This window comes from Arthrobacter sp. 05L421, from assembly GCF_056397785.1.
The window spans coordinates 215,961-240,251 of the sequence record NZ_JBFTOC010000001.1; the positions used below are offsets into that span (position 1 = coordinate 215,961).

The window sequence follows — 24,291 nt, forward strand, 5'->3', positions numbered from 1 at the left end:
TCCCACCAGAGGCGTGGCGCGGGTCACAACGGCGCAGGTCAGTGGCGCGGGGCGTCCCGGGAACGACGCCGGCCGCGCACCTCAGCGGGAGGTGCGCGGCCGGCGTCGGGCGTGCTAGCACGTGCCTGCCGTGGCAGGCGGGGCGGGCTACAGCGACGGGTAGTTGCGTTCCGGTTCGCCGACGTAGAGCTGGCGCGGGCGGCCGATCTTGGTGTTGGGGTCGCTGATCATCTCGCGCCACTGGGCGATCCAGCCCGGCAGGCGTCCGATGGCGAACAGCACGGTGAACATCTTTTCGGGGAAGCCCATGGCCTTGTAGATCAGGCCGGTGTAGAAGTCCACGTTCGGGTAGAGCTTGCGCTGGATGAAGTAGTCATCGCCCAGGGCCTTCTCTTCGAGGCGCATGGCGATGTCGAGGAGCTCGTCGTTTCCGCCGAGCTTGCTGAGGACTTCGTGGGCGGTGGCCTTGATGATCTTCGCGCGCGGGTCGTAGTTCTTGTAGACGCGGTGCCCGAAGCCCATGAGGCGGACGCCGTCTTCCTTGTTCTTGACCTTCTCCATGTAGTCCTCGGGCTTGATGCCGTCGGCCTGGATCTGGCGCAGCATCTTCAGGACGGCCTCGTTGGCACCGCCGTGGGCGGGGCCGAAGAGGGCGTTGATGCCGGCGGAGACGGACGCGAACAGGTTGGCGTTCGAGGAGCCGACCAGGCGGACAGTCGAAGTGGAACAGTTCTGCTCGTGGTCAGCGTGCAGGATCAGGAGCAGGTCCAGGGCCTTGGCGACCACCGGGTCCACCTCGTACTGCTCGGCCGGCAGGCCAAAGCTGAGGCGCAGGAAGTTCTCCACCAGGTTCATCGAGTTGTCCGGGTACAGCATCGGCTGGCCGATCGACTTCTTGTGGGCGTAGGCGGCGATGACGGGCATCTTGGCCATGAGGCGGATGGTGGAGACTTCCACCTGCTCGGCGTTGAACGGATCCAGCGAGTCCTGGTAGAACGTCGAGAGCGCGGACACGGCCGAGGACAGCACCGGCATCGGGTGGGCGTCACGGGGGAAGCCGCTGAAGAAGCCCTTGAGCTCCTCGTGCAGCAGGGTGTGGTGGCGGATCCTCTGGTCGAAGGCTTCCAGCTCGGTGGGGGTCGGCAGGTTGCCGTAGATCAGCAGGTAGGAGACTTCCAGGAAGCTTGAGTGCTGGGCCAGCTGCTCGATCGGGTAGCCGCGGTAGCGCAGGATGCCGGCATCACCATCGATGTAGGTGATGGCCGAGGTGGTGGCCGCGGTGTTCATGAAACCGGGGTCGAAGGCGACAGCGCCGGTCTGCTTCAGCAGCTTGGAAACGTCGTAGCCTTCGTTTCCTTCTACAACCTTGATGCGCGGGAGTTCGAGTTCGCCGCCGGCATGGCGCAGGGTTGCGCTGGTGGTTTCAGTCATGGAGTCTCCTCATGAGGCATCGGGGCCTCTGTCGAAAGCTGGTCCAACATCTGGTGAAAGCTGCCCGCGGATCCTGTGCGGACAGGATTTCCAAAGGCTGCGCTGCCTTCTTGTGGAAAGCCACCATTGATCGTCAGTTAAAAAGTACCTTCACTTCGCGGGTGGTACTAATCCGTGAGGCGTCCAAAGCGCCTAAAACGCGCCACATGTGGCACGCGTCACAGCATTGTTACGCTTCCGGGGCCAGCCGCGAGACGGCGGCGTCGACCCTTTCGTCGCTGGCGGTCAGCGCCACCCGGATGAACCCCTGGCCGGCGTCGCCGTAGAACACCCCGGGGCCGACGACGATCCCGTGGTCCGCGAGCCGGCCAACGGTGTCCCACGTGGCCTCGCCGGCGGTGGCCCACAGATAGAGGCCCGCCCTGGACTCATGGATTGTCAGGCCGAACGCCTCCAGCGCGGGCACGATCCGTTCCCGCCGGCCCCTGTACAGGTCCTTCTGGGCCTGGACGTGGCCGTCGTCGCCGAGTGCCACCCGCATGGCTTCCTGCACCGGATACGGAACAATCATGCCGGCGTGCTTGCGGCTGTTGACCAGGTTCGCCATGATCACCGGATCGCCGGCGACGAATGCCGCCCGGTAGCCGGCCACATTGGACTGTTTGCTCAGCGAATAGACCGCGAGCAGGCCATCGTGGGAGCCCTCTGCCACCTCAGGGTCCAGGATGCTGGGCACCGGGGTGCCGCCGCGCTGGACGTCCCACTCCCCCCAGCCGAGTTCGGCGTAGCATTCGTCGGAGGCGACCACGGCGCCGAGCTCGCGGGCCTGCCGGACGATCCGCCGCAGCGATGCGATGTCCCGGACGCTGCCGGTGGGGTTGGCCGGCGAATTGACCCAGACCAGGCGCACGCGGGCCCGGGTGCCGGCGTCGAGCTCGTCGAGGTCGTCCGCGGCGACCTGCTCCGCACCGGCGAAGGTGGCTCCGATGTCATAGGTGGGGTATGCGACCGTGGGGCGGACGACGACGTCGCCCGGTTTCAGTCCGAGCAGGAACGGCAGCCACGCGACGAGTTCCTTGGAACCCACCGTCGGCATCACATCCCGCGGATCGAGTCCGGGAACCCCGCGCCGGCGTCCAAACCAAGTGGCGATGGCTTCCCGCAGGGCCAGCGTCCCGTGAACGGTGGGATAGCCGGGGGCGTTCGCCGCGGCGCGCAGCGCGTCCTGGATGAGGGCCGGCGTCGGGTCCACCGGGGTTCCGATGGAAAGGTTGACGGCCCCTGCCTCGTGCCGGGCTGCCGTGGCGAGATACGGCGCCATGGCCTCCCACGGGTAGTCGGGCAGGCTCAGGCCGAAGGTGCGCAGCGCGGATGTCACCGTAGCGCCGTCCTAGTTGTCTTGGTTCTGCGGCGGCAGGGCGGCGATCATGGGGTGGTCGGTGTGGGTGTTCCCGACCTTCGCCGCTCCGCCCGGGGAACCGAGTTCGTCGAAGAACTCGACGTTAGCCTTGTAGTAGTCGGCCCACTCATCGGGCGTATCGTCCTCGTAGTAGATCGCCTCCACGGGGCAGACCGGCTCGCAGGCACCGCAGTCCACGCACTCGTCGGGGTGGATGTACAGGGAACGCTCACCCTCGTAGATGCAATCGACGGGGCACTCCTCAATGCATGCCTTATCTTTAACATCTACACACGGCTGCGCGATTACGTACGTCACGTCCCTGGCCTCTCCACGTTGTTTCCGGCGACCGGCCGGATGATTTCCAGGCCCTAAGCCGGGCTTCTGACTTCCGAGCCTATTATCTCCCAGCCTGTTCCCGCGAACCTAGCGGGACGTCATACACGCTCCGCGTCTTACTATGATCAGATGAGCTCGCCCTTGCCCCTGCCCCAGCAGTTCCTCTCCGGCGCCGCGCTCGGCACGCGCGTTGTGGTCCGGTACCGGATCGACGGCGGTCTGACGGATGCCCTTGGCGAGCTCGTGGAACGCGCCAACGGCGAGTGCACCGTCCGCACCCGCCACTCCGACGTCGTCATCGCTCTCCCCCTCGTAGTGGCGGCCAAGGAAGTCCCGCCACCCCCGCCGCGCCGCGCCCGGCGCGTGCAGGGCGCCTGAGCGGCGGCCCGTGGGTGGGCGCGGGCACGGGCGTCGGCGTCCAGTGGACATGCCCACCCCCGCTTTCCAGCCCCGCACATGCCCACCCGCCACCCCGCGACCAAGGGACATGCCCTCCCCCGCCTGCGAGCCATACACATGCCCACCCGCCACCCCGCGACCAAGGGACATGCCCTCCCCCGCCTGCGAGCCATACACATGCCCACCCGCCACCCCGCGACCAAGGGACATGCCCTCCCCCGGCTGCTAGCAATGGACATTTCACCGTCATGCTCATCAGCGCCAGCCAGCGCGGGACATGTCCAGTGGTGAATCGACGGAGAAGTGGACATGTCCGGTGGTGACTGGGCGTGGTGTGGGATCACGGTGCAAACACGAAGTGCAGGATCACAGCCGCCGCGGGCGAAGCGCAGGATCACGGTGCTCGGGGCGTAGCGCGGGATCACAGTCCAGGGGCGCCGAGCAGGATCACTGCGCAGGGCCGCTGTCCAAGGGCGCGGGCAAGGACATCCGAAATTTGGAATTCGCGTCTGACTCTAAGCGGCGGCAGACAGCCTGTTCAGCGCTTCCCGCACCATGGTGATGAATTCGTCAGGATGCTCCCTCAGCAGCTGGTAAGTCACGATCAGCGTCGGGATTCCGCGTCGCGTCGTGACGTTCCAACGCCGCCGGTCTTCCTCGAAGCTCGTCCTGTCCATGTGGAACCCGGACCCGTCAGCCTCTATGCCGAGGCGGCCATCGACCATCAGGTCCAGGTGTCCCATGCCCGGAACGTTGACCTGCGATTCAACGTGGAAGCCGGCCCGCCGCAGAAGAAACCGCGCGAGGCACTCGATGACCGACTGCGACTGCGGGACGATGGCCGATACGATCCGGCGTTCCCGGGAGTCATTCCGGCCATCGAGCCGCTGACGCAGCGAACCCAGAGGGAGTCCCTTCAGCACCACGGCGGATTCGGCGATGATCAGCCCGTCAGGTTCGGGCAAGCAGCGCAAGCATTGGACGACCGTGTCCAGGAGCGTCGGCGGCGCGGATGCCCGGTGGCAGACGAAGCCCTGGTAGTGCCTGCTGTGGGTGAGGGCTACATGCGGCTGGGTTGGGGTCTGGAGAACCCACAGTCCGCTGAAGTGGGCCGCAGTGATGCACGCCGGCTCCGCCGGAAGCGAGCGAATGGAGATCAGCTGCGTGTCCGCACCGGGCAAGGCATAGACGCCGCGGGCTACCCGGGACACCGATCCCGCGGCCATCGCCGTCTTGAGCTGTGAATCGGAGACGCCCGCCGCAGCAATGTATTTGGCGCGGGCGACGCCGTCATGATTCGAGAGCACCTCGAGGATATTGGCCATTTACCCATGGTGGAGCCGCAGGCTGCGCCCGCGTAGTCGGATATCGCGCTATGTGGACAACCGCTCGGGCCGGTCAGGGCTGCAGCGGACCCGGACTGGGGAGGACTGGACATGTCCCGCGTGCCGGCCCTGCGGCGGACAAGATGCCATTGTGCCCGGTCGAGCCAATGAAAAATGAGCATGTCCATCGACCAGGGGTAGTGCCGAACAGATCCAACCATGAGGACTGGACATGTCCCGCGTGCCGGCCCTGCGGCGGACAGGATGCCATTGTGCCCGGTCGAGTCAATGAAAAATGAGCATGTCCCAGGGACAGCCGGGGGCGGGCCCTAGCCGGGCGGCCGCCGGTACCGCCGGCACCAGGCGAGCATGGCCAGGGTGATGCCTGCGATGCCGAAGACCCAGATATTGCCCGAGGTGTCGCCGAGGACCAGGCGCTTGCCTGTTTCCAGGGTGGACCACCAGCCGGTCAGCGCGTAACAGAGGACACCGCATACCGCCGTCGGGACGACTGAACGGAACGCCGCCCCGAGCCAGAGCTGGACCGAGCCCAGCAGCACGAGCGCCGCGACAGCGCCCCACGGGACGTCCACGCCGTCCAGGACCAGATCATGCCGGTGCAGGGCCGTGCCTGCCAGGGCAACAAAAAGAGCTGCCGGTACGGCGGCGGCAATACCGCCTGCCATACCGGCAGCTCCCTTAATCACGTTTCAGCCAAAGCCCGGGGACCGGGATTAGACCTTGGCGCGGGCGCGGTTGGACTTGGCGCGCTGGTTGACGTCCAGGATGAGCTTCCGAATGCGGATGGATTCCGGAGTAACCTCGACGCACTCGTCTTCGCGGGCGAACTCGAGGGACTCTTCGAGGGTCAGGTCGCGCGGGGGCGTCAGGTTCTCGAAGGTGTCCGAGGAGGCTGCACGCATGTTGGTGAGCTTCTTTTCCTTGGTGATGTTGACGTCCATGTCGTCGGCGCGGGAGTTCTCGCCGACGATCTGACCTTCGTAGACCTCGGAGGTGGGCTTGACGAAGAAGGAGCCGCGCTCCTGCAGGTTGATCATGGCGAACGGCGTCACAACACCGGCGCGGTCGGCGATCATCGAACCGTTGGTGCGGTACTCGATCGGGCCGGCCCAGGGCTCGTAGCCCTCGGAGATGGACGCTGCGATGCCGGCGCCGCGGGTGTCCGTGAGGAACTTGGTGCGGAACCCGATCAGGCCACGGGCCGGAACGATGAACTCCATGCGGCACCAGCCGGTGCCGTGGTTCGCCATGTTGGTCATGCGGCCCTTACGGGCGGCCATCAGCTGGGTGACGGCGCCGAGGTACTCTTCGGGCACGTCGATGGTCATGTGCTCCATCGGCTCGTGCACTTTCCCGTCGACGGTCTTGGTGACAACCTGCGGCTTGCCGACGGTCAGTTCGAAGCCTTCGCGGCGCATCTGCTCAACCAGGATGGCCAGCGCGAGCTCGCCACGGCCCTGGACTTCCCAGGCATCAGGGCGCTCGGTCGGGAGCACCTTGATGGAGACGTTACCGATCAGTTCCTTGTCCAGGCGGTCCTTCACCTGGCGGGCCGTGACCTTGGCGCCCTTGACCCGGCCAGCCAGCGGCGAGGTGTTGATACCGATGGTCATGGAGATGGCGGGATCGTCAACGGTAATCAGCGGCAGCGGCTGCGGGTTGTCGACGTCGGTCAGGGTTTCACCGATGGTGATCTCCTCGATACCGGCGACGGCGACAATCTCACCGGGGCCGGCGGACTCGGCGGGTACGCGGTCCAGGGCCTTGGTGGCCAGCAGTTCGGTGATCTTGACGCTCTTCATTTCGCCGTTGGCACGTGCCCAGGCGACGGTCTGGCCCTTGCGCAGGGTGCCGTTGTAGATACGCAGCAGCGCGAGGCGGCCGAGGAACGGGGAGGCGTCCAGGTTGGTGACGTGGGCCTGCAGGACACCGTTCGGGTTGTAGGTCGGTGCCGGGATGTGCTCGATGATGGCCTGGAAGAGCGGCTCGAGGTCCTCGTTGTCGGGAGCCGAACCGTCGGCCGGCTGCTCGAGCGACGCGCGGCCAACCTTGGCGGCGGCGTAGACGACGGGGACGTTGAGGATCTTGTCCAGGTCGAGGTCCGGAACTTCGTCGGCGAGGTCGGACGCCAGGCCCAGGAGCAAGTCCATGGACTCGTGGACGACTTCTTCGATCCGTGCGTCGGGGCGGTCGGTCTTGTTGACCAGGAGGATCACCGGCAGGTGCGCGGCGAGAGCCTTGCGCAGCACGAAGCGGGTCTGGGGCAGCGGGCCCTCAGAAGCGTCGACGAGGAGGACGACGCCGTCGACCATGGACAGGCCGCGCTCGACCTCGCCACCGAAGTCGGCGTGGCCGGGGGTGTCGATGACGTTGATGGTGATGGTCTCGCCCTTGGAGGACGGTCCGTTGTAGGCCACGGTGGTGTTCTTGGCCAGGATGGTGATGCCCTTTTCACGCTCGAGGTCACCGGAGTCCATGACCCGGTCCTCGAGGTGGTTGTGCGCGGCAAAGGAGTTGGTCTGCTTGAGCATGGCGTCGACCAGCGTGGTCTTGCCGTGGTCAACGTGGGCCACAATCGCGACGTTGCGCAGGTCACTGCGCGATGCAGTGGCTACCGCGGTGTTGGTGGTGGTTTCAGACATGCGTTATTGCTCGATTCAGTGGTGAAGTCAGCTGTTGTATCGCGACATTTCCAACCGGAACGCACGACGGATAAGTCCCTTTGGCACAGGGCACCTTCTACCATTCTAAACGCTAGGTCATTTATTGGCCTAAAATGCGAACCGGGCGCTGGCCCTCACGGGGTCGCCGGAGCAGGACAGGCGCACGGAAGTGCTTTATTACCTGTGAGTAAAATCACTGGATTTTCCGGCGCCCATGCACCATCATTGCTCTGATAGCAGCAAGCAAGCCCGGAGTCATTCATGCGAAACGCCTCGGCCGTGTCCAGCTTTGTCGCAACGATGATCGCCCTAGGCGTAGTTCTTGGCGGCTGCGGGACGGCCTCTTTTTCACCTGCAAACGACGCAGGCTCTTCCGTTGTGGACTCTTCCGACGGCGGATATTCTGGCGCAGGCTCTGCGGGCGCGCCCCTGACCGCCCGCCAGGCCGGAGCCGCCAACGGCGCCGGCGTGCCGGTCGCTGCAGGATCCGCGGCGGAAACGCGCATTGGCGCCACCATCGACCCCGCCGATCTGCCGGGCGGCTCGATCTACCGCAATCCAGCAAACGGCCGCAGTGAGATCATCGTCAAGAACACCAGCAACGTCGCCGTGCTCATTGGCGACTCACAGTCGGAACCGTCCTTCGGCTGGCCCAGGCAGGGTCTGGCCGCCGCCGGGTACAAAGTCTTCTTCTGCGGCCGGGGCGGCACCGGCTACGTGGCGTCCAACGGCAAGACCGGCAACTACATCGACGCGCTCCAGCGCGGCGACTGGAAACTCCCGTACGGCACCCCTCCCCTCGTGGTGCTCGAAGGCGGCGGGAACGATGCCGCGCGCGGGGCCTCGAACGCGCAGATCGTCGCCAACGCCGAGCGGCTGATCGCCAGCATCCAGCAGCGCTATCCCGCGGCCCGGGTAATCATGGTCGGAACGCTCGCGTGGGGTGCCCACAACGGCGGTGGGCGCCGGTCCGAAGTGGACACAGTCCTGGGCAAGGTGGCGGACCGGCACGGGCTGACGTTCGTGAGCGCGGGCGACTGGCTCACCCGGTACAACCTCACGGGTTCAATGGCGGACGGGGTCCACCTGAACCGGCAGGGCCACGCGGCCCTGGGCGCCGTTTTCTCCCAGCGGCTGGAGTCACTAGGCCTTGACTACGCAGACCCCGGCATGCTCGCCGGGTTGTCCCGCTAACGCCGGTCCTCCCGCCAGGGTCCCGCAGGGCGGGCACGCCCAGGATAAAAGCAAAGGAGCCGGCGCCCGCCCCAACGGGCGGACACCGGCTCCTTGCTGCTAGCGGCGGACTTGTTCAAGTCCTAGGGGAAGCGGCTCAGGCCACTTCAACCTCCGGCGGCAGCATGAGACCGGCGCCGGGAATGGCGTTGAGCAGCGCCCGGGTGTAGTCCTGCTGCGGCGCATCGAAGACGTCGTCCGTTGAACCCGTCTCCACCAGCTTGCCCTTCTCCATGACGCAGACGTGGTCAGCGATCTGCCGGACCACCGCGAGGTCGTGGGTGATGAACAGGTAGGTCAGGCCGAGCCGGGACTGCAGTTCGGCAAGCAGGTTCAGCACCTGCGCCTGCACCAGCACATCCAGGGCCGAGACGGCCTCGTCGCAGATGATCACCTCGGGATCCAGTGCCAGGGCGCGGGCGATCGCGACACGCTGGCGCTGGCCGCCGGAGAGCTCGTTCGGGTACCGCTGCATGGTGGACTGCGGCAGCGCCACCTGATCCAACAGTTCCCGGACCTTCTTCTCGCGGCTGGCCTTGTCCCCGATCTTGTGGGTCCGCAGCGGTTCCTCGATGGTCCTGAAGATGTTGTACATCGGGTCCAGCGAACCGTACGGATCCTGGAAGATCGGCTGCACGCGGCGCCTGAAGGCGAAGATCTCCTTGCTGTTCAGCGTGGAGGTGTCCACGCCGTCAAAGATGATCTTGCCGGAGGTCGGCGCCAGGAGGTTCAGGACCATTTGCGCCACCGTGGACTTGCCGGATCCCGACTCCCCCACGATCGCCGTCGTGGTTCCCCGCTTGACGCTGAAGGAGACGTCGTCGACGGCGGTGAAGTCCGTTGACTTGCCCAGGCCCGAGCGCAGCTTGAAGACCTTCCGCAGGTTCTGGATCTGCAGGACCTCGTCCGTCTTGGACGGCTCAACCACGCCGGTCTCGCTCGGGGCGAGCATGTCCTCGGTTTCCACGCCCAGTTCCTTGGCGGCCTGGATGCGGCGGGACGCGAGCGACGGCGCCGAGGCGACCAGCCGCTGGGTGTACGGGTGCTGCGGGTTCTGCAGCAGCTCCAGGGAGGGCCCGGATTCGACAACCTGGCCGCGGTACATGACTACCACCTGGTCGGCGCGCTCGGCGGCGAGGCCGAGGTCGTGCGTGATCAGCAGCACCGCGGTGCCCAGTTCCGTGGTCATCCTGTCCAGGTGATCCAGGATCTGGCGCTGCACGGTGACGTCGAGCGCCGACGTCGGCTCGTCCGCGATGAGCAGGCGCGGCTGGCAGGCGAGCCCGATCGCGATCAGCGCGCGCTGGCGCATGCCGCCGGAGAACTCGTGCGGGTACTGCTTGGCGCGGCTACCAGCGTCCGGCAGCCCGGCCTGGGACAGGACCTTGGCGACGTCGTCGGGGCCGCTCGGGAGACCGTTGGCCTTCAGCGTCTCTCGGACCTGGTCGCCGATCTTCCACACCGGGTTGAGGTTGGACATCGGGTCCTGCGGGACCATGCCGATGCTGTTGCCGCGGAGTTCGATCATCCGCTTTTCGCTGGCGTTGGAGATGTCTTCGCCGTCGAACAGGATCTGGCCTGCAGCGACGCGCCCGTTGCCCGGGAGCAGGCCAATAGCGGCCAGCGCGGTAGTGGACTTGCCGGAGCCCGACTCGCCCACAATCGCAACCGTTTCACCCGGCATGATGGTGAGGTGGGCGTTGCGGACGGCGTTGACCTCGCCGTTGCTGGTGGTGAACCCGATGGCCAGGTCCTTGATTTCAAGCAGCGGGCGCTCAGTGACGTCTTCAGCTTCCAGGATTTCAACAGAGGCGCTCATGGTGTCCCCTTTCATCGCTTGCGGGCTTTGGGATCGAGGGCATCACGCAGGGCATCGCCCAGCATGATGAAGCTCAGGACAGTGATGGACAGCGCGATGGCCGGGTAGAGCAGCGGCATCGGGTTGGACCGGAGCGAGGATTGCGCCGCCTGGATGTCGTTGCCCCAGGACATGACGCTGGGCGGCAGCCCGATGCCCAGGAAGGACAGCGTGGATTCGGCCACGATGAACGTGCCCAGGGAGATGGTGGCCACGACGATGATCGGTGCCAGCGAGTTCGGCAGGACGTGGCGCATGAGGGCACCGAACTTCGAGACGCCCAGCGAGCGGGCGGCCGTGACGAAGTCGGCGTTCCGGACCTCGATGACGGCGCCGCGGGTGATGCGCGCGATTTGGGGCCAGCCGAAGATGATCAGGATGAGCACCAGCGTCCAGACCGTTTTGTTTGTCCGGAACGCAGGCAGCTGCATGAGCACGATCGCGCCCAGGATCAGGGGCAGGGCGAAGAAGATGTCATTGATGCGTGCCAGGACGGAGTCGATCCAGCCGCCGTAGTAGCCGGCCACGGCACCCAGGATGCCGCCGATCAAGAGGACCCCGATGGTGGTCAACAGGCCCACTGTGACCGAGGAGCGCGTGCCGAAGATGACGCGGGCGTAGACGTCGCAGCCCTGCTGGGTGAAGCCCAGGGGGTGGCCCGCGGCGGGGCCGGCGTCGGAGTTGGCCAGCTGGCACGCCTCCGAGGTCGGGTCGATCGGCGAGAAGAGCCCGGGGAAGAGGGAGACCGCCAGGACCACCAGGATCAGGAATGCGGAGATGAGAAAGAGCGGCTGCTTGCGCAGGTTCTTCCAGGCCTCGCCCCAAAGGCTCAGCGGTGCGGCTTCGTCCTTGACCCGGTCCGTTACCTGGAGCGGGGTCTCGGAGACATCGGCCACGAAGTGCTCGGACCGGCGGACCGGACGGGTGGCAACGGTGTGCCGTGCGGTGGTGGTGTTATCAGGAGTCATAACGGATCCTCGGGTCAAGCCAGCCGTACAGCAGGTCAACGAGCAAGTTGGACAGGCAGTAGATCAGCACCAGGACGGTGACGATCGAGACCACGGTGGGACCCTCGCCGGACAGGACGGCCCGGTAGAGCCGGTTGCCTACGCCCGGGACGTTGAAGATTCCTTCCGTGACGATTGCCCCGCCCATCAGGGCGCCGAGGTCGGCGCCGAGGAACGTAATGACGGGAATCAGGGAGTTGCGCAGGATGTGGACCCGGACCACCTGGAAACGGGAGAGGCCCTTGGCGGTGGCGGTGCGCACATAGTCGGCGTTCATGTTTTCAATGACGGACGTGCGGGTCAGGCGGAGGACATAGGCGAAGGAACCCAGTCCAAGCACAATCGCCGGCAGGATGAGGTCCTGGACCGTCGCGGCAGAACTTACGGTCGGCTTGGCCCAGCCGAGCTGGACGCCGATGGTGAACTGCAGCAGGAAGCCCAAAACGAAGATCGGGATCCCGATCACGATCAGGGAGGCGACCAGGACCGTGGCGTCAAAGAACTTGCCCTTGCGCAGGCCAGCGATGAGGCCGAAGACAATGCCGAAAACACCTTCGAAGATCAAGGCCATGATGGCCAGCCGCGCCGTGACGGGGAAGACCTCGCCAAGCACTGTGGCGATGGGGCGTCCGGAGAAGTCCTGGCCGAGGTCGAACGTGAAAATGCTCTTGAGGTAGAGCAGGTATTGCATCCAGAACGGCTGGTCCAGGTGGTACTGCTCCCGCAGTTTGGCGGCCACGGCCACGTTGACCGGCTTGTCGCCGAACAGTGCCACGATGGGGTCCCCGGGCAGGCTGAAGACCAGGAAGTAGACCAGCAGTGTTGCGCCCAGGAAGACGGGAATCAGTTGCAGGAAACGCTTGAGGATGTATGTCGGCATCAGCGAGTCACACCCTCGTTGGCAGGCATCCTGTCCAGGGATGCGGCGGAGTTGTTCATCAAAGAACCTTTTCACTATGGATGCAGACCGGCGCCGGTTCGTTCACGGCGCAGGGCTGCGAAAAGTTCGCCCGGAGAGCCGGGCATCAAGAAAATAAATGGCGGGAAAACACGACGACGGCGGAGGCCCCATAAAGGGCGGCCCCCGCCGTCGTTTAGGTGTTACTTACCGGTGACGTTGTAGTACAGCGGGACGCCGTCCCAGCCGTAGTCAACGTTGGAGACCTTGTCGCTCCAGCCGCCCTGGGCAACCTGGTACCACAGGGGGATGGCCGGGAGGTCCGTCAGGAGGATCTCCTGGGCCTTGTTCATGGCCTTGTTGCCATCGCTGACCGACGAGGCGTTCAGGCCGTCAGAGACGGCCTTGTCGAACGTCGGGTTGGCGTAGCCAGCGTCGTTGGAGCCGGCACCGGTCTTGTAGATCGGTCCGAGGAAGTTGTACAGCGACGGGTAGTCTGCCTGCCAGCCGGCGCGGATGGAGCCGGTGAGGGTCTTGGCGGTGGCGTCGTTGCGGGCTTCCTTGAAGGTAGCGTACGGCTTGCCTTCAACCTTGATGCCGAGGGTGTTCTTGAGCTGGTTGACAACTGCCTCAACCCAAGCCTTGTGTCCGCCCTTGTCGGCGTTGTAGGCAATGGTGAAGGTCTCGTTGGAGTCCCACTTCTTGATCGCGTCGGCCTTGGCCCAAGCTTCCTTAGCCTTGGTGGCGTCGAACTTCAGGTTGTCGGAACCGGGGATCGCGTCGCTGTAGCCGTCAAGCACGGGGGCTGTGAAGTCCTTGGCGGGCTGGCGTGCGCCGTTGAAGATCACCTTGGTGATCTCGTCGCGGTTGATGGCCATGGAGATCGCCTGGCGGCGGAGCTTGCCGGCCTCACCGCTCCATTCCGGCAGGTATTCCGGGATGGCGATGGTCTGGTTGCCGGCGTACGGCTTGTTGATGGTGCGGTCGCCGAGGTCAGACTTGAAGTTCTTCAGCTGGCTGGTCGGGATGGTCTGCAGGATATCCAGATCGTTGGACATCAGCGCCTGGTAGGCCGAGTCGTCGTTCTGGAAGATCTTGAAGGTCACGCCGGCGTTCTTGGCCTTGCGCGGGCCGTTGTAGTCCGGGTTCGGAACGAGCTGGATCTGCACGTTGTGCTGCCAGCCGCCGTCCGCAAGCTTGTACGGGCCGTTGCCGACCGGCTTCTCGCCGAAGCCCTTCGGGTCCTTCAGTGCGCCGGAGGGAACCGGAACAAACGCGGTGTAGCCGAGGCGAAGCGGCCAGTCGGATTCCGGCTGCTTCAGTTCAACGGTGAACGTCTGGTCGTCAACCACCTTCAGACCGGACATGGTCGTGACGGTGGAGCCTTCCTTGCTGGCTTCGTCGTAGCCCTTGATGCTTTCAAAGAAGCCACCGCTGAGCTGGGCGTTCTTGGCTGCGGCGCCGAAGTTCCAGGAATCGACGAAGGTCTTGGCCGTGATGGCCTCGCCGTTCGTAAACTTCTGGTCCTTCTTGACCTTGATGGTGAAGTGCTGGCCGTCCTTGCCCTCGATGGACTCGGCGAGTTCGTTGACCGGCTTGCCACTGGGGTCGTAGCTGACCAGGCCCGCGAAGATCATGTCGATGACCTTGCCGCCGCCAACTTCGTTGGTGTCGGCCGGCATGAGGGGACGCTGGGGTTCGGAGCCATCGGCGAAGATCACTTTGGTGGTGTCTCCGCCGGTACTGCCGCTACCGGTTGCAGAGCCGCTGGCACCGCATCCGGTCAGGGCGAGGGCGGCGATAGCCACCATGCCCAGTGCTTTGGAAGTGCGCGAAAAACGCATTCCGCCTCCTATGAGTTGTGGGAGTTCGTGAGGGAAAAACTTATGCTTCCCCGTAAGCAGGCACAGGGGTATCCCCTGTGACGTGGCCTACATATGGAAGTAGCCTAGCCCTTAACTGTCCAAATGTTGGAACTCCGTTGCCAAACCGTGATCCGACAATCTCATGACGGTTAACGTCAAGCGCGATGTATTTCAAGTCACACGCTACCGGCTGGTACTATATGTCCGCCGTGTGACCCGGGTTACCCGCGATTAACTGGAATCTGGCGGTTCTTAGCCCCCGGGGCACGCCTCAGCTCGCCTCAGGGCACACCTCAGCTGGCCCCGGACAGCAGCTGCGCACGCAGTTCGCGGCGCTCGCGTTGCTTGTCCGGATCCGGCAGCGGAACGGCCGCCAGGAGCCGCTGGGTGTAGGGCTCCTGGGGATTTCGGAGGATCTGGTCCCGGGTCCCCTGCTCCACGATCCTGCCGCGCTGCATCACACAGATCCGGTCCGCGAGCACGTCCACCACTGCGAGGTCGTGGGTGACGAAGAGGCAGGCGAAGCCCAGTTCCTTCTGCAGGTTCTGGAAGAGGTCGAGCACCTTGGCCTGGACGGAGACGTCGAGGGCGGATGTGGGCTCATCGGCGACCATCAACTTCGGCTTGAGCGAGAGGGCACGCGCGATCCCCACACGCTGCTTCTGTCCGCCGGAGAGCTCGTGCGGGTAGCGGTTGCGGTAGTCCCGCGGCAGCTCGACCTGGTCCAGCAGCGCCTCAATCCGGTGCTGCAGTTCGGCGCCCTTCGCGGCCCGTGCCAGGAACATCGGCTCCCCGATGCTTTCCCCGATGGGCAGCCTGGGGTTCAGGGACGACGACGGATCCTGGAACACCATGCCCACATGCCGGCGCATCTCGCGGAGCTGGCGGCCGTTCTGCTTGGCGGCGGAGATGTCCTGCCCCACCACGCGCATGGTGCCTGCCGCCACCGGCAGCAGGCCGACGGCGGCCCGGCCGATGGTGGTCTTGCCGGAACCCGACTCGCCGACCAGGCCGACTACCTGTCCGGGATAGATGACCAGATTGGCCCCTTCCACGGCACGGAAGGCCGGCACCCGGCCCTGCTTCGGGTACTCGATGGCGACATCGCTGAGCTCCAGGACCGGCTCGCCCTTCGGCTTGGCCGCCTCGGCCACGGCCAGGGCAGCGGCATTTTCGCGCTCCCGCCGGATCAGCTCATCTTCCGGAATGGAGAGGATCTCGACGTGGGTCGCGGCGGCGAGAGCGGCCGTGACGTCCACGTCCGCCGCGGAATCGGCGCCACCCTGGCCCAGGTGCGGGACCGCGGCCAGCAGCGCCTTGGTGTACTCGTGCTGCGGGTTGTGGAAGATCTGCGCCGCCGTCCCGGTTTCCACGATCAGGCCCTTGCGCATGACGGCGATCCGGTCGGCGAGGTCTGCCACCACCCCCATGTCGTGGGTGATCAGCACAATGGCACTGTCCAGTTTGTTCCGCAGGTTGCGCATGAGGTCAAGGATTTCGGCCTGGACGGTCACATCGAGGGCCGTGGTCGGCTCATCGGCGATGAGCAGCTTCGGGTCGCAGGAGAGCGATTGCGCGATCATGGCGCGCTGGCGCTGGCCGCCGGAAAGCTGGTGCGGGTAGGAGCGGAAGGCCTTCTCCGGATCGGGCAGTTCGACAAGTTCCAGCATGCGCAGGGCGCGGAGTCTGGCTTCTTCCGGGGATACTTCATTGTGCAGACGCACAGTTTCCACGATCTGCGCGCCCACAGTGTAGACGGGGTTGAGGGCCGTCATCGGCTCCTGGAAGATCACCGCGACGTCCTTGCCGCGTACTGCGCGGATATTGGCCTCGTTGCTCCCCAGCAGCTCACGGCCGCCGAGCTTGACACTTCCGCTCACGCGGCTGTTACTGGGCAGCAGGCCCAGGAGCGCCATTGAACTGGCGCTCTTTCCGGACCCGGACTCCCCCACGATGGCGAGGACTTCGCCGGCCCGGACCTCGTAGTTCAGGCCGATCGCAGCCGGGACCCATTTCTTGTCCACACCGAAATCCACGCTGAGATCCCGGACCTCCAGGACGGTTTCGCCTTTGCTAGGCGCGGGTGACGCCGGAGGATCGAGGGTGATGAAGTCAGTCATGATGGGCTATCCTTCCGCCCGGGCCGCCGGTGCACCGGGGATTAGTGCTGCGGCTCGGAATACTGAATTATTGGGGGCATGAGCTCTGCGCACGCCGGAAAAGTTGAAGTCTTCAAAGCACGAACCAACAAATGGTTCGCGTGGCTGTCCTGGGCGGTAGCCGCGTTCGGTGTTGTTGCCACGATCGTCATGGCAGGCCCGGCGGCGCTGGGCGGCGTCGCCCCGCTGGCCTTCATCGCTTTCATGGGCTGGCAATTGTTCTGGATGCCCTCCGTTGTGGTCCACGATGCCGGCGTCACCTTGGAAAATCCGTTCCGCTCGATTGAGGTGCCGTGGGCCGCGCTGGTGCACGTCGATACCCGCTTTGCACTGACGCTGGTCACCGCAGAGAAGAGCTACACGTCCTGGGCCGCGCCCGCCCCCGGCATCTGGGGCGGCCGCCACGCCCGCCCGGAAGACCTCCACGGCCTGCCGGCAACCAGCTACGGCCCCGGCAAGTCGGTCCGTCCGGGCGATCTGAAGACCACGGACTCGGGGCAGGCCGCCATGCTGGTGCGGGCGCGGTGGCATGAGCTGGTGGAAGGCGGGCAGCTCGCGGCCGGAGAGGCCTCCAGCACCGCCGCCACCGTCACTGTTCGCTGGGTGGCGATCGGCGCCGTCGTACTGCTCCTGGCGGCCAGCTACCTGGCGGTTACCGCCAGGTAGCCGGTGCCTGCACGGGGCCGGCATTTACTGGCCCCGTGTTCCGTCAGCCGGCCCGTCGTGCCCCGGCTCCTCGGGCCGGAACCCCGCTTGATCGGTGCCGTCCAGACCGGTCACAGTGCCTGCCTGCACGGCGGGTCCGCCGTGATCGGCAGCCTTCTTGGCATTGAACTTCTTCTGCCGCGGGTCAAAGGCGTCCCGCAGGCCGTCACCGATGAAGTTAATGCTGAGGCAGATGAGCACGATGAACATGCCCGGGAACCAAAAGAGCCACGGCCGGGTGGCAAAGGCCTGCTGGTTCTGCGAGATGAGCAGGCCCAGGGACGTGTCCGGAGCCTTGACGCCGACGCCGAGGTAGCTCAATGCCGTTTCCGTGAGGATCGCGGCGGACATTGTGAGGGTCACGTTCACAATCAGCACGCCGACGGCGTTGGGCAGGATGTGCTTGAAGATGATCCTGGCATTGCTGGCGCCGGAAATCCGGGCCGCATCGACAAACTCGCGTTCGCGCAGTGACAGGAACTCCCCGCGCATCAGGCGGGCCAGGGCGACCCAGCTGATCAGGCCCAAGAAGATTCCGAGGGCCAGTACGCCGTTGGTGCTGGCAAAGGAAGCAAACCAGCTTCCCTGGTCCCGGCGGCCGGCAAGCTGGGCCATGACGGCAGCCAGAAGCAGGGCGGGAATGATGATAATGACGTCGGTCAGGCGCATCAGGATGGCCTCGGCCCAACCCCGGAAGTAGCCGGAGATGGCACCGACCACCACGCCGATCAGGCCGGCGATGAGGCCGATCACGATCATGATGGTGATGGACTGCTGCGCACCGCGCATGGTCATGGCGAAGAGATCGCGGCCGATCCGGTCCTGGCCGAACGGATGTTCGCCCCAGGCCGGGGGCCACAATGAGGAGGTCGGTGCGCCGCCGTTGACGAGGGGGGAGACTTGCTCGTGCGTGTACTTCCACCAGCCGGGGATGCCCAGGTAGCCCACCGAGGTGAAGGCCAGGATGAAAATGAACGAGAACACCACGAGGCCGATGATGGCGCCGGAGTGTCCGAGGAACCGCTTCCGGACAATCTGGCCCTGGCTGAGGCCCTTTGCCTCGAGGACCGGCTCAATGCCGGCCGCGGCTGATATCCGCGAGGCTGCATCTTCGGCCATGATGACTTCCTGCTGACTTGGCTGGCTCATGATTTTACCCTTACGCGCGGATCCAGTGCGGAGTAGGCCAGGTCCGCAATGAGGTTGAAGACCATGGCCGTAATGGCGACGCAGATAAAGACGCCCATAACCGGGTTGGGATCTACGTGCGCAATCCCGTCCAGGAACAGGAAGCCCATGCCGCGGACCGAGAAGACGGTTTCGGTAATGACGGCGCCGCCGATCAGTGCTCCGATGTCGAAGGCGACGATCGTGGCGATCGGAATCAGGGCGTTGCGGAAGGCGTGGCGCATGACAACGGTCCGCTCGCTCAGGCCCTTGGCCCGGGCCGTGCGGATGTAGTCCATGTTCATGATTTCCAGCATCGAGGAGCGCGTGAACCGAGTGTAGCTGGCCAGCGAAATGAGGATCAGGGCCAGGGTGGGCAGGATCAGATGGGTGAACGAGTCAAGGCTCAGGACCCAGAAGTCGCCCTGGATGTTCGGTGTGGTGGCACCGATGGTGGCGATAGGGCGGCCGCGCACTCGGCTGTTATTGAAATAGGTGGGCCATGCCTGCATGTAGCGGTCCAGCAGGATCAGGAAGCCGACTAGGAACGAGGTGATGGCTGCCGCCCGCATGGACTGCCCGCGGTCATAGCCTCCCACCAGATAGCCGATGCCCATGCCGATCAGTACGAAGGCGATCGCCAGCAGCACGATCATCACGAACGTGGCCTCGTTGAGCAGCGGCTGAAGGAGGAAGTACAGCACGACGCCGACGCCGACGGCAATGAGGGCGGACTGCAGGGCCTTGCGGTTTTTCAGCCCGGCGGAGAGCAGGGTCACAGCGAAGGCGATGCCCGACCCGGCGATGGCGATGACCACGGGGCCAAGGCCCGGCGTCTTGAACCATTCGGTGGCGGAAAAGTAGACGAGCACCGCGCTGACGAAGACGAAGGCGACAGCTCCGGCCAGCAGCCGGCGCTTCATGGCCCCGCCCGCCGCGACGGCTGTCAGCGCGCCGGCGACGACGCCGATGCCAAGCGCCACTGTCAGCGGCACCTCGGGGTTTCGCAGGAAGTCGTTAAAGCCGATTGCGCCGAATTCCTTGAGCAGGACGGCCACCCAGAAGATCGGCAGGGAGAAGAACAGGAAGGCCATGAACGTCACGCCGTAGTCCAGCGTGCTGTACTGCCGCAGGGCGGTGATGATACCCAGGGTGATGCCGATCAGGATGGCGAGCACAGTGGCCCCGGTGACCAGGGTCAGGGTCTGGATGAGCGCGTTGCCGAGGGCTTCAGTGACGGGCTGGCCTGCGATGTTTTTCCCGAGATCGCAGGTGTTGGCGAACGGGATGACGCACTGGATCGCGCCGCCGAACCACTTGAAATACCGCAGCGGGGCAGGGGTGTCCAGCTGCAGGAGCTCGGTCCTCGCATCCATGAGCGCCTGCTTCTGCGGCGAGGGGTTGTCGCGGAACTGTTCGAGGGGATCTCCGGACGCCGCTGTCAGGAGATACACGAAGTAGGATGCGCCGAGAAGAATGAGGGCGGCAGTCACAAGCCGCCGGAAGATGTAGGTCACCATTGGAATAGAACCTCGGAGTTCGGGCCCGGGGATTGCCCGGACCGGTCGCGGAGTTTGGCCGGTTCCCGCCGATGTGGCGGCGGGGCCACGGCATCGCTAGGATATCGCCAGAAAGGCGTCGGGACCGAAGAAGCTGTGGTCCCGACGCCTTTCCAGCAGTGTTACTTGGGGTCGCGGGCTACTTCTGTGCCCATTCCCAGAAGTTCCACCAAACGCCGGTCTGGTTCGGCATGTACTTCACACCGGTGATGCGGTCGCTGTACGCGTCCACGCCAACCGACTGGAAGAGCGGAAGGCCATAGGCCGAATCCCAGATCATCTTGTCGATCTGCGTTACGAGGCCGTCCTGCTTGCTCTTATCGGTGGTGACGATCAGTTCATCCATCAGCTTGTCCGCTGCCGGGTCGCTGAACTTGTTGAAGTTGGAGTCGTTGCCGGACTTGAAGATCTGCGGAACGCCGGACACGCCGACGCCCGAGTTGCTCCAGCCAAAGATGGTGGCGTCGTAGCTGCCGTCACCGAGGGCCTTGCCCCAGTCAGACTTGCCCAGGCCGCCGTCGACGATCTTGAAGCCGGCCTTCTTGGCGGACTCGCTGATCAGGGAGTAGGCGTCAACACGGTTGGGGTTGTCCTTGTTGTACATGATGCGGACCTCAGGGGTGGCACCGTTGAGGAGCTTCTTGGCACCCTCGATGTCCGCACCCTGGTACGCGGAGGAACCGTTGCTCTTGGCGGAGTCGGCGTACGGGGCCTGATCCGGAACGAAGAGCTGCGAGTCAAGCGGTGCAGCCTGCGGATCGAGCTTCTTGACGATCTTGTCGACGATGTCCGTGCGCGGGATGGCCTTCATGAACGCCTCGCGGACGTTCTTGTCGGCAAACGGGCCCGAATAGTTCAGGTCGATGTGGTCGTAGGCGAGCTGGTGGCCGACGTCGACCTTCACGCCCTGGCTTTCGAGTGCCTTGAGCTGCTCCACGGTGTCGGCGGACGCCTGCGGGGCAATGATGTCGGCCTCGCCGTTCTTGAGCGCCTGGACCTGGGCCGGTGCCTCGCCGATGTAGCGGACGGTGATCTCGTCCAGGTTGGCTGTCGGACCCCAGTTGTAGTCCTGGTTCTTGACCATGGTCAGGGACTGGTCCTGGTTGACGCTCTTGACGATGAACGGGCCGTTGGAGAGGTAGAGGCTCGGATCAGCCGGCAGGGTCTTGGTGTCGAAGCCGGTGTTCCACATGTCAGCCATGGCCTTGAGCTTGGCGTTCGCCGGCTTCGGGGCCTTGGCGTCGCCGCGGGGCATGCCCTTCAGGAGGTCAATGAACGCCTTCGTGTCCGCCAGACCCGCCTTCTTGGCCAGGACGTGGGCCGGGATGTCGATGCCCGGGCCGCCCAGGGCGATTTCCCAGTCAGCGAACGGCTTGGAGTACTTCAGCGTCATGCTGCGGCCGTCCTCGCCGAGTTCCGGGAAGTCGGTGAGGGCAAGACCGGTGGGGTCACCGGCGTAGGAGAAATAGGACGTTCCGGTTTTCGCTTCCGCATTCGCGTCGTTGTAGTAACCGGAGAAGGCGGCCCACTGCAGCACAAGGTCGGCCGCGGTGACGGGCGTGCCGTCAGACCACTTCACGCCGTCGTTGATGGTGTACTTGACCGTCAACGGATTGTCGGAGACCTTTTCCATCTTGCCGAACTTCTCGTTACGGACAACGTTGAGCTTGTTGTCGATGTAGTAAAAGCCCGAGTGCGTGGCATAGCTGATCTTCGAGTTGATGTCAGTGTTGCCGTCGGCCGTGTTCGGGTTGAACGTATTGAATGCGTTGACCTCTACTACGGTTGCCGATCCGCCTTGTTTGCCTGCTGCGGCCGCGGTGGTCGGGGTTGTCCCGCCGCTGTTGCCTGCGCAGGCGCTGAGGGCGATGGCAGCTGCTGCCGCCACGCCCACTGCTTTGGAAATACGACCCAAGCGCATTCCGCCTCCTTGTTTCTGTGGTGTGGGTGAGACCGGCGCCGAAAGCGCCAGACAGACGTCCACACTCCCCCAGCGGCAGTGTGGTCCGTCTCACATGGCATGAAGCGTAAACCCCGAAGGCCACTTGGAGCCACCAAAGTTGACCCACCGTAAAGTTCGTTACCGAGCTGCAACGTTGGACACGGTCCGCAAAGCCGGCTTTCCATAAAAGCATTGACTGCTGCGCAGCAAAAAGATAAAAGAACCGCACACAGAAAAAGCCCCGATCCGAAAATCGAGGCTCCTCCAGTTAATCGTTAATTACTTGACAGAATTACCGCTCTGCCGGGCGGGGGACGTCAAACGTTGAAACGGAATTCGACGACGTCACCTCACGGAAGAACGCCTGGCCCCACTGCCCTGCGATCACAGCCGAGGCCAGGTTCCCGCGTCCGTTCCGGGACCATCGTCCGTTCAGGGCGATCCAGCAGTGGAGCGATTCCTCATCCCACACAGATACGTCGTGTCTAACCGGCGCAGACTTGGCTTCGGCCGATTCCTGCCCGTTGACCTGCGGCATCAGTATCTCGGGTGAACCTTCAGTTGTCCCCAGTACTCCGGTATGACGCGCGCGAACCTGTCCCCCGTTGCCAGCCACTCGACCAGTTCTTGCGACTGAGCCTCGTCCTGGAAGTCGCCGGGACGGTTGATGGTCAGCTTGCATGCCTTGCTGTCAGGCCTGTCGTCCCATTCGAGGAGGGAACCGAGATCGGTTTCGATGGCGCGACGCTGCGCCAGCAACTTCGACAAGCGTAGAATCGTGTTGTGGCCGGTACTGCGGCTCGCCCGCCATCGTTTCGTTCCCGCCGCCAGCTCCTGGCGCCAGCATCCGGCGTGGGCAGGCACCGGATGGCCATACGGTTGGCAGTGCTTACACTGGGACTTCTGACGGTCGCGCTAGCAGCTTGCAGCTCGCCGGCGGGCAGCCCGTCCCCAACGCCCACCGCGACATGGTCGCTGGCCGCATTGGGTGATTCCATACCGGCGGGCACCGCCTGCGATTGCACGCCGTACCCGCAGCTGAGCGCCTCGGACTTGTCGTCACCGGACGGACCTGCGGTCACGGCTTCAAACGAGGCGGTCGCCGGATTCACCAGCTTCGACCTGCTTCACCAGCTGAGCAACGCAAGCGCCACGATCGACCAGGTCAAGGCTGCGCGCCTGGTGGAGATCGAAGTGGGCGCGAACGACGTGGTGCCTTCCAGCTCGTGCGGAACCGACGTGGCCTGCTACCAGCCCAAGATCACGGATCTCAGGGCGAACCTGCACGCCATCGTGGACCGCGTGCACGAACTCTCCGCTGGCCACGCGGTGAAAGTAGTGCTGCTGGACTACTGGAGCGTCTGGCTTGGCGGCCAGTATGCACAACAGCAGGGCCAGCCCTACGCAGACGCGGCGGCTAGCGTCACCGACAAGGTCAACACGGAGATCCGGGAAGTCGCAGCGCAGACCGGGTCGCCGTACGTCGACCTGCGCGCGGCGTTCAAAGGCCCCGACTACGCCTACGACGAAACCCATTACCTGGCCACCGACGGCATACATCCCAACGCCACCGGCCACCAGCAGATCGCCGCTGCCCTTGGTGAGGTGGCGCAGAAACGGATGCAGCCGTGAGGGCTCCTCCATCCGGCCGGCCCAGCCTGCTGCAGCGACCAGATTACCCCGGCTGCACGAGAACCCCGGACTTTGGCAAATCCCTGACGGGGCCGCTGAGCGCCCGCGGAGGCGCACCCTGAGCCATCGGGGAAGCAGGGCTGAACTCTGGGCATGAGCGATCCGCAGACTGTGCCGGATGCTTCGTCAGAGCCACCCGGTCGCCGGCGCGACCGCCCTGGCGGCATTCGCGTGCACACTGGTCGCGGTGGTGCTCATCTGGAGCGTGCCTCGTGACTGCCCGTTCCACGCTCCGTCGGGCAACGTGACGGAACAGCTCATCTGCGCGGGCGTGACAGCGTCGTCCTAAACCCAATTCGGTGCCCCGGTCCGGCATTATCTGGAGAAGTGACACTGCGAACAGCAAGCTGCTCCTGGAACTTCGTCCCCGCGAAGGCCCTTCAGTGGCGCAGCGAGGCACCCTGCCGGAGGACATCAATGAGGCAACGAACCGGCCTTCCCTGAGGTGTTGCTAGCCGCTAGCGCGCGGGGCAAAGAGGTTGCGCTCCTGGGAGGAACTGGCCGCGTAGACGTACCAGGAGATCCGGCCCTTGCGCACGTAGATCGCGCCGCAGCCAGAAGCCTGCCCTCGTGCCGTCCCAGGTAAAGCACGCATCTGCCCGGGTCCGCGGCATTCAGGGACCACCTGT

20 protein-coding genes are annotated in these 24,291 nt (G+C 64.9%); 5 read left to right on the plus strand and 15 right to left on the minus strand.

Annotated elements, in window-relative coordinates:
• Nucleotides 1-147: 147 nt before the first annotated feature.
• From AC1DKQ_RS00945 to fdxA, 3 genes are all read right to left on the minus strand, one after another.
• Nucleotides 148-1,431, minus strand: coding sequence for a citrate synthase (locus tag AC1DKQ_RS00945; protein ID WP_090575702.1), 1,284 nt, complete (start codon nucleotides 1,429-1,431; stop codon nucleotides 148-150).
• A gap of 229 nt (nucleotides 1,432-1,660) precedes the next feature.
• Nucleotides 1,661-2,809, minus strand: a complete 1,149-nt coding sequence (gene dapC / locus AC1DKQ_RS00950) for a succinyldiaminopimelate transaminase (protein ID WP_476882752.1) — start codon at nucleotides 2,807-2,809, stop codon at nucleotides 1,661-1,663.
• A 12-nt stretch (nucleotides 2,810-2,821) separates the two neighbouring features.
• A complete protein-coding gene (gene fdxA / locus AC1DKQ_RS00955) occupies nucleotides 2,822-3,148 on the minus strand; it encodes a ferredoxin (RefSeq protein ID WP_091248992.1) in 327 nt (108 codons plus the stop codon).
• Nucleotides 3,149-3,298: 150 nt separating this feature from the next.
• Between fdxA and AC1DKQ_RS00960 the strand changes: the two genes are divergently transcribed.
• Nucleotides 3,299-3,547 carry a putative acetyltransferase gene (locus AC1DKQ_RS00960; RefSeq protein ID WP_476882751.1) on the plus strand — a complete coding sequence of 83 codons (249 nt, stop codon included), beginning with the start codon at nucleotides 3,299-3,301 and terminating at the stop codon, nucleotides 3,545-3,547.
• A 536-nt stretch (nucleotides 3,548-4,083) separates the two neighbouring features.
• Here AC1DKQ_RS00960 and AC1DKQ_RS00965 read toward each other — a convergent pair.
• The 3 genes from AC1DKQ_RS00965 to typA all read right to left on the minus strand — a co-directional run bounded on the left by AC1DKQ_RS00965 (nucleotide 4,084) and on the right by typA (nucleotide 7,556).
• Nucleotides 4,084-4,893 (minus strand): type IV toxin-antitoxin system AbiEi family antitoxin domain-containing protein, encoded by an 810-nt coding sequence (locus AC1DKQ_RS00965; RefSeq protein ID WP_476917973.1) that lies wholly within the window; start codon nucleotides 4,891-4,893, stop codon nucleotides 4,084-4,086.
• A 329-nt stretch (nucleotides 4,894-5,222) separates the two neighbouring features.
• Complete coding sequence (locus AC1DKQ_RS00970) at nucleotides 5,223-5,579, minus strand: hypothetical protein (protein WP_476882748.1); 357 nt, start codon at nucleotides 5,577-5,579, stop codon at nucleotides 5,223-5,225.
• Nucleotides 5,580-5,627: 48 nt separating this feature from the next.
• Entirely contained in the window at nucleotides 5,628-7,556 is a 1,929-nt protein-coding gene (gene typA / locus AC1DKQ_RS00975) for a translational GTPase TypA (protein ID WP_277522627.1), read from the minus strand.
• A gap of 399 nt (nucleotides 7,557-7,955) precedes the next feature.
• Between typA and AC1DKQ_RS00980 the strand changes: the two genes are divergently transcribed.
• A complete protein-coding gene (locus AC1DKQ_RS00980) occupies nucleotides 7,956-8,771 on the plus strand; it encodes an SGNH/GDSL hydrolase family protein (protein ID WP_476917974.1) in 816 nt (271 codons plus the stop codon).
• A 136-nt stretch (nucleotides 8,772-8,907) separates the two neighbouring features.
• Here the strand turns inward: AC1DKQ_RS00980 and AC1DKQ_RS00985 are convergent, their stop codons facing one another.
• From AC1DKQ_RS00985 to AC1DKQ_RS01005, 5 genes are all read right to left on the minus strand, one after another.
• Nucleotides 8,908-10,629: an ABC transporter ATP-binding protein gene (locus AC1DKQ_RS00985; RefSeq protein ID WP_476882746.1), complete on the minus strand. Its 1,722-nt coding sequence runs from the start codon at nucleotides 10,627-10,629 to the stop codon at nucleotides 8,908-8,910.
• Between the two features lie 11 nt (nucleotides 10,630-10,640).
• A complete protein-coding gene (locus tag AC1DKQ_RS00990; RefSeq protein ID WP_476882745.1) occupies nucleotides 10,641-11,636 on the minus strand; it encodes an ABC transporter permease in 996 nt (331 codons plus the stop codon).
• Nucleotides 11,626-12,555: an ABC transporter permease gene (locus AC1DKQ_RS00995; protein ID WP_476882744.1), complete on the minus strand. Its 930-nt coding sequence runs from the start codon at nucleotides 12,553-12,555 to the stop codon at nucleotides 11,626-11,628. Before AC1DKQ_RS00995 ends, AC1DKQ_RS00990 begins: the two co-directional genes overlap by 11 nt.
• Before the next feature lie 221 nt (nucleotides 12,556-12,776).
• Nucleotides 12,777-14,417 carry a peptide ABC transporter substrate-binding protein gene (locus tag AC1DKQ_RS01000; protein WP_476917975.1) on the minus strand — a complete coding sequence of 547 codons (1,641 nt, stop codon included), beginning with the start codon at nucleotides 14,415-14,417 and terminating at the stop codon, nucleotides 12,777-12,779.
• Between the two features lie 314 nt (nucleotides 14,418-14,731).
• A complete protein-coding gene (locus AC1DKQ_RS01005; protein ID WP_476917976.1) occupies nucleotides 14,732-16,558 on the minus strand; it encodes an ABC transporter ATP-binding protein in 1,827 nt (608 codons plus the stop codon).
• A 78-nt stretch (nucleotides 16,559-16,636) separates the two neighbouring features.
• Between AC1DKQ_RS01005 and AC1DKQ_RS01010 the strand changes: the two genes are divergently transcribed.
• Entirely contained in the window at nucleotides 16,637-17,263 is a 627-nt protein-coding gene (locus tag AC1DKQ_RS01010) for a PH domain-containing protein (RefSeq protein WP_476882741.1), read from the plus strand.
• A gap of 24 nt (nucleotides 17,264-17,287) precedes the next feature.
• Here AC1DKQ_RS01010 and AC1DKQ_RS01015 read toward each other — a convergent pair whose 3' ends face one another.
• From AC1DKQ_RS01015 to AC1DKQ_RS01030, 4 genes are all read right to left on the minus strand, one after another.
• Nucleotides 17,288-18,421, minus strand: coding sequence for an ABC transporter permease (locus AC1DKQ_RS01015; RefSeq protein ID WP_476882909.1), 1,134 nt, complete (start codon nucleotides 18,419-18,421; stop codon nucleotides 17,288-17,290).
• A 26-nt stretch (nucleotides 18,422-18,447) separates the two neighbouring features.
• The gene (locus AC1DKQ_RS01020; protein WP_476917977.1) at nucleotides 18,448-19,989 is read right to left on the minus strand and encodes an ABC transporter permease; all 1,542 of its coding nucleotides are present in this window, start codon (nucleotides 19,987-19,989) and stop codon (nucleotides 18,448-18,450) included.
• Between the two features lie 178 nt (nucleotides 19,990-20,167).
• Complete coding sequence (locus AC1DKQ_RS01025; protein ID WP_476882739.1) at nucleotides 20,168-21,949, minus strand: ABC transporter family substrate-binding protein; 1,782 nt, start codon at nucleotides 21,947-21,949, stop codon at nucleotides 20,168-20,170.
• 558 nt (nucleotides 21,950-22,507) lie between these two features.
• Nucleotides 22,508-22,738: a hypothetical protein gene (locus tag AC1DKQ_RS01030; RefSeq protein WP_476882738.1), complete on the minus strand. Its 231-nt coding sequence runs from the start codon at nucleotides 22,736-22,738 to the stop codon at nucleotides 22,508-22,510.
• A 216-nt stretch (nucleotides 22,739-22,954) separates the two neighbouring features.
• Between AC1DKQ_RS01030 and AC1DKQ_RS01035 the strand changes: the two genes are divergently transcribed.
• Nucleotides 22,955-23,602, plus strand: coding sequence for an SGNH/GDSL hydrolase family protein (locus AC1DKQ_RS01035; protein ID WP_476917978.1), 648 nt, complete (start codon nucleotides 22,955-22,957; stop codon nucleotides 23,600-23,602).
• A gap of 178 nt (nucleotides 23,603-23,780) precedes the next feature.
• Nucleotides 23,781-23,951, plus strand: coding sequence for a hypothetical protein (locus AC1DKQ_RS01040; protein ID WP_476917979.1), 171 nt, complete (start codon nucleotides 23,781-23,783; stop codon nucleotides 23,949-23,951).
• Nucleotides 23,952-24,291: the final 340 nt, after the last annotated feature.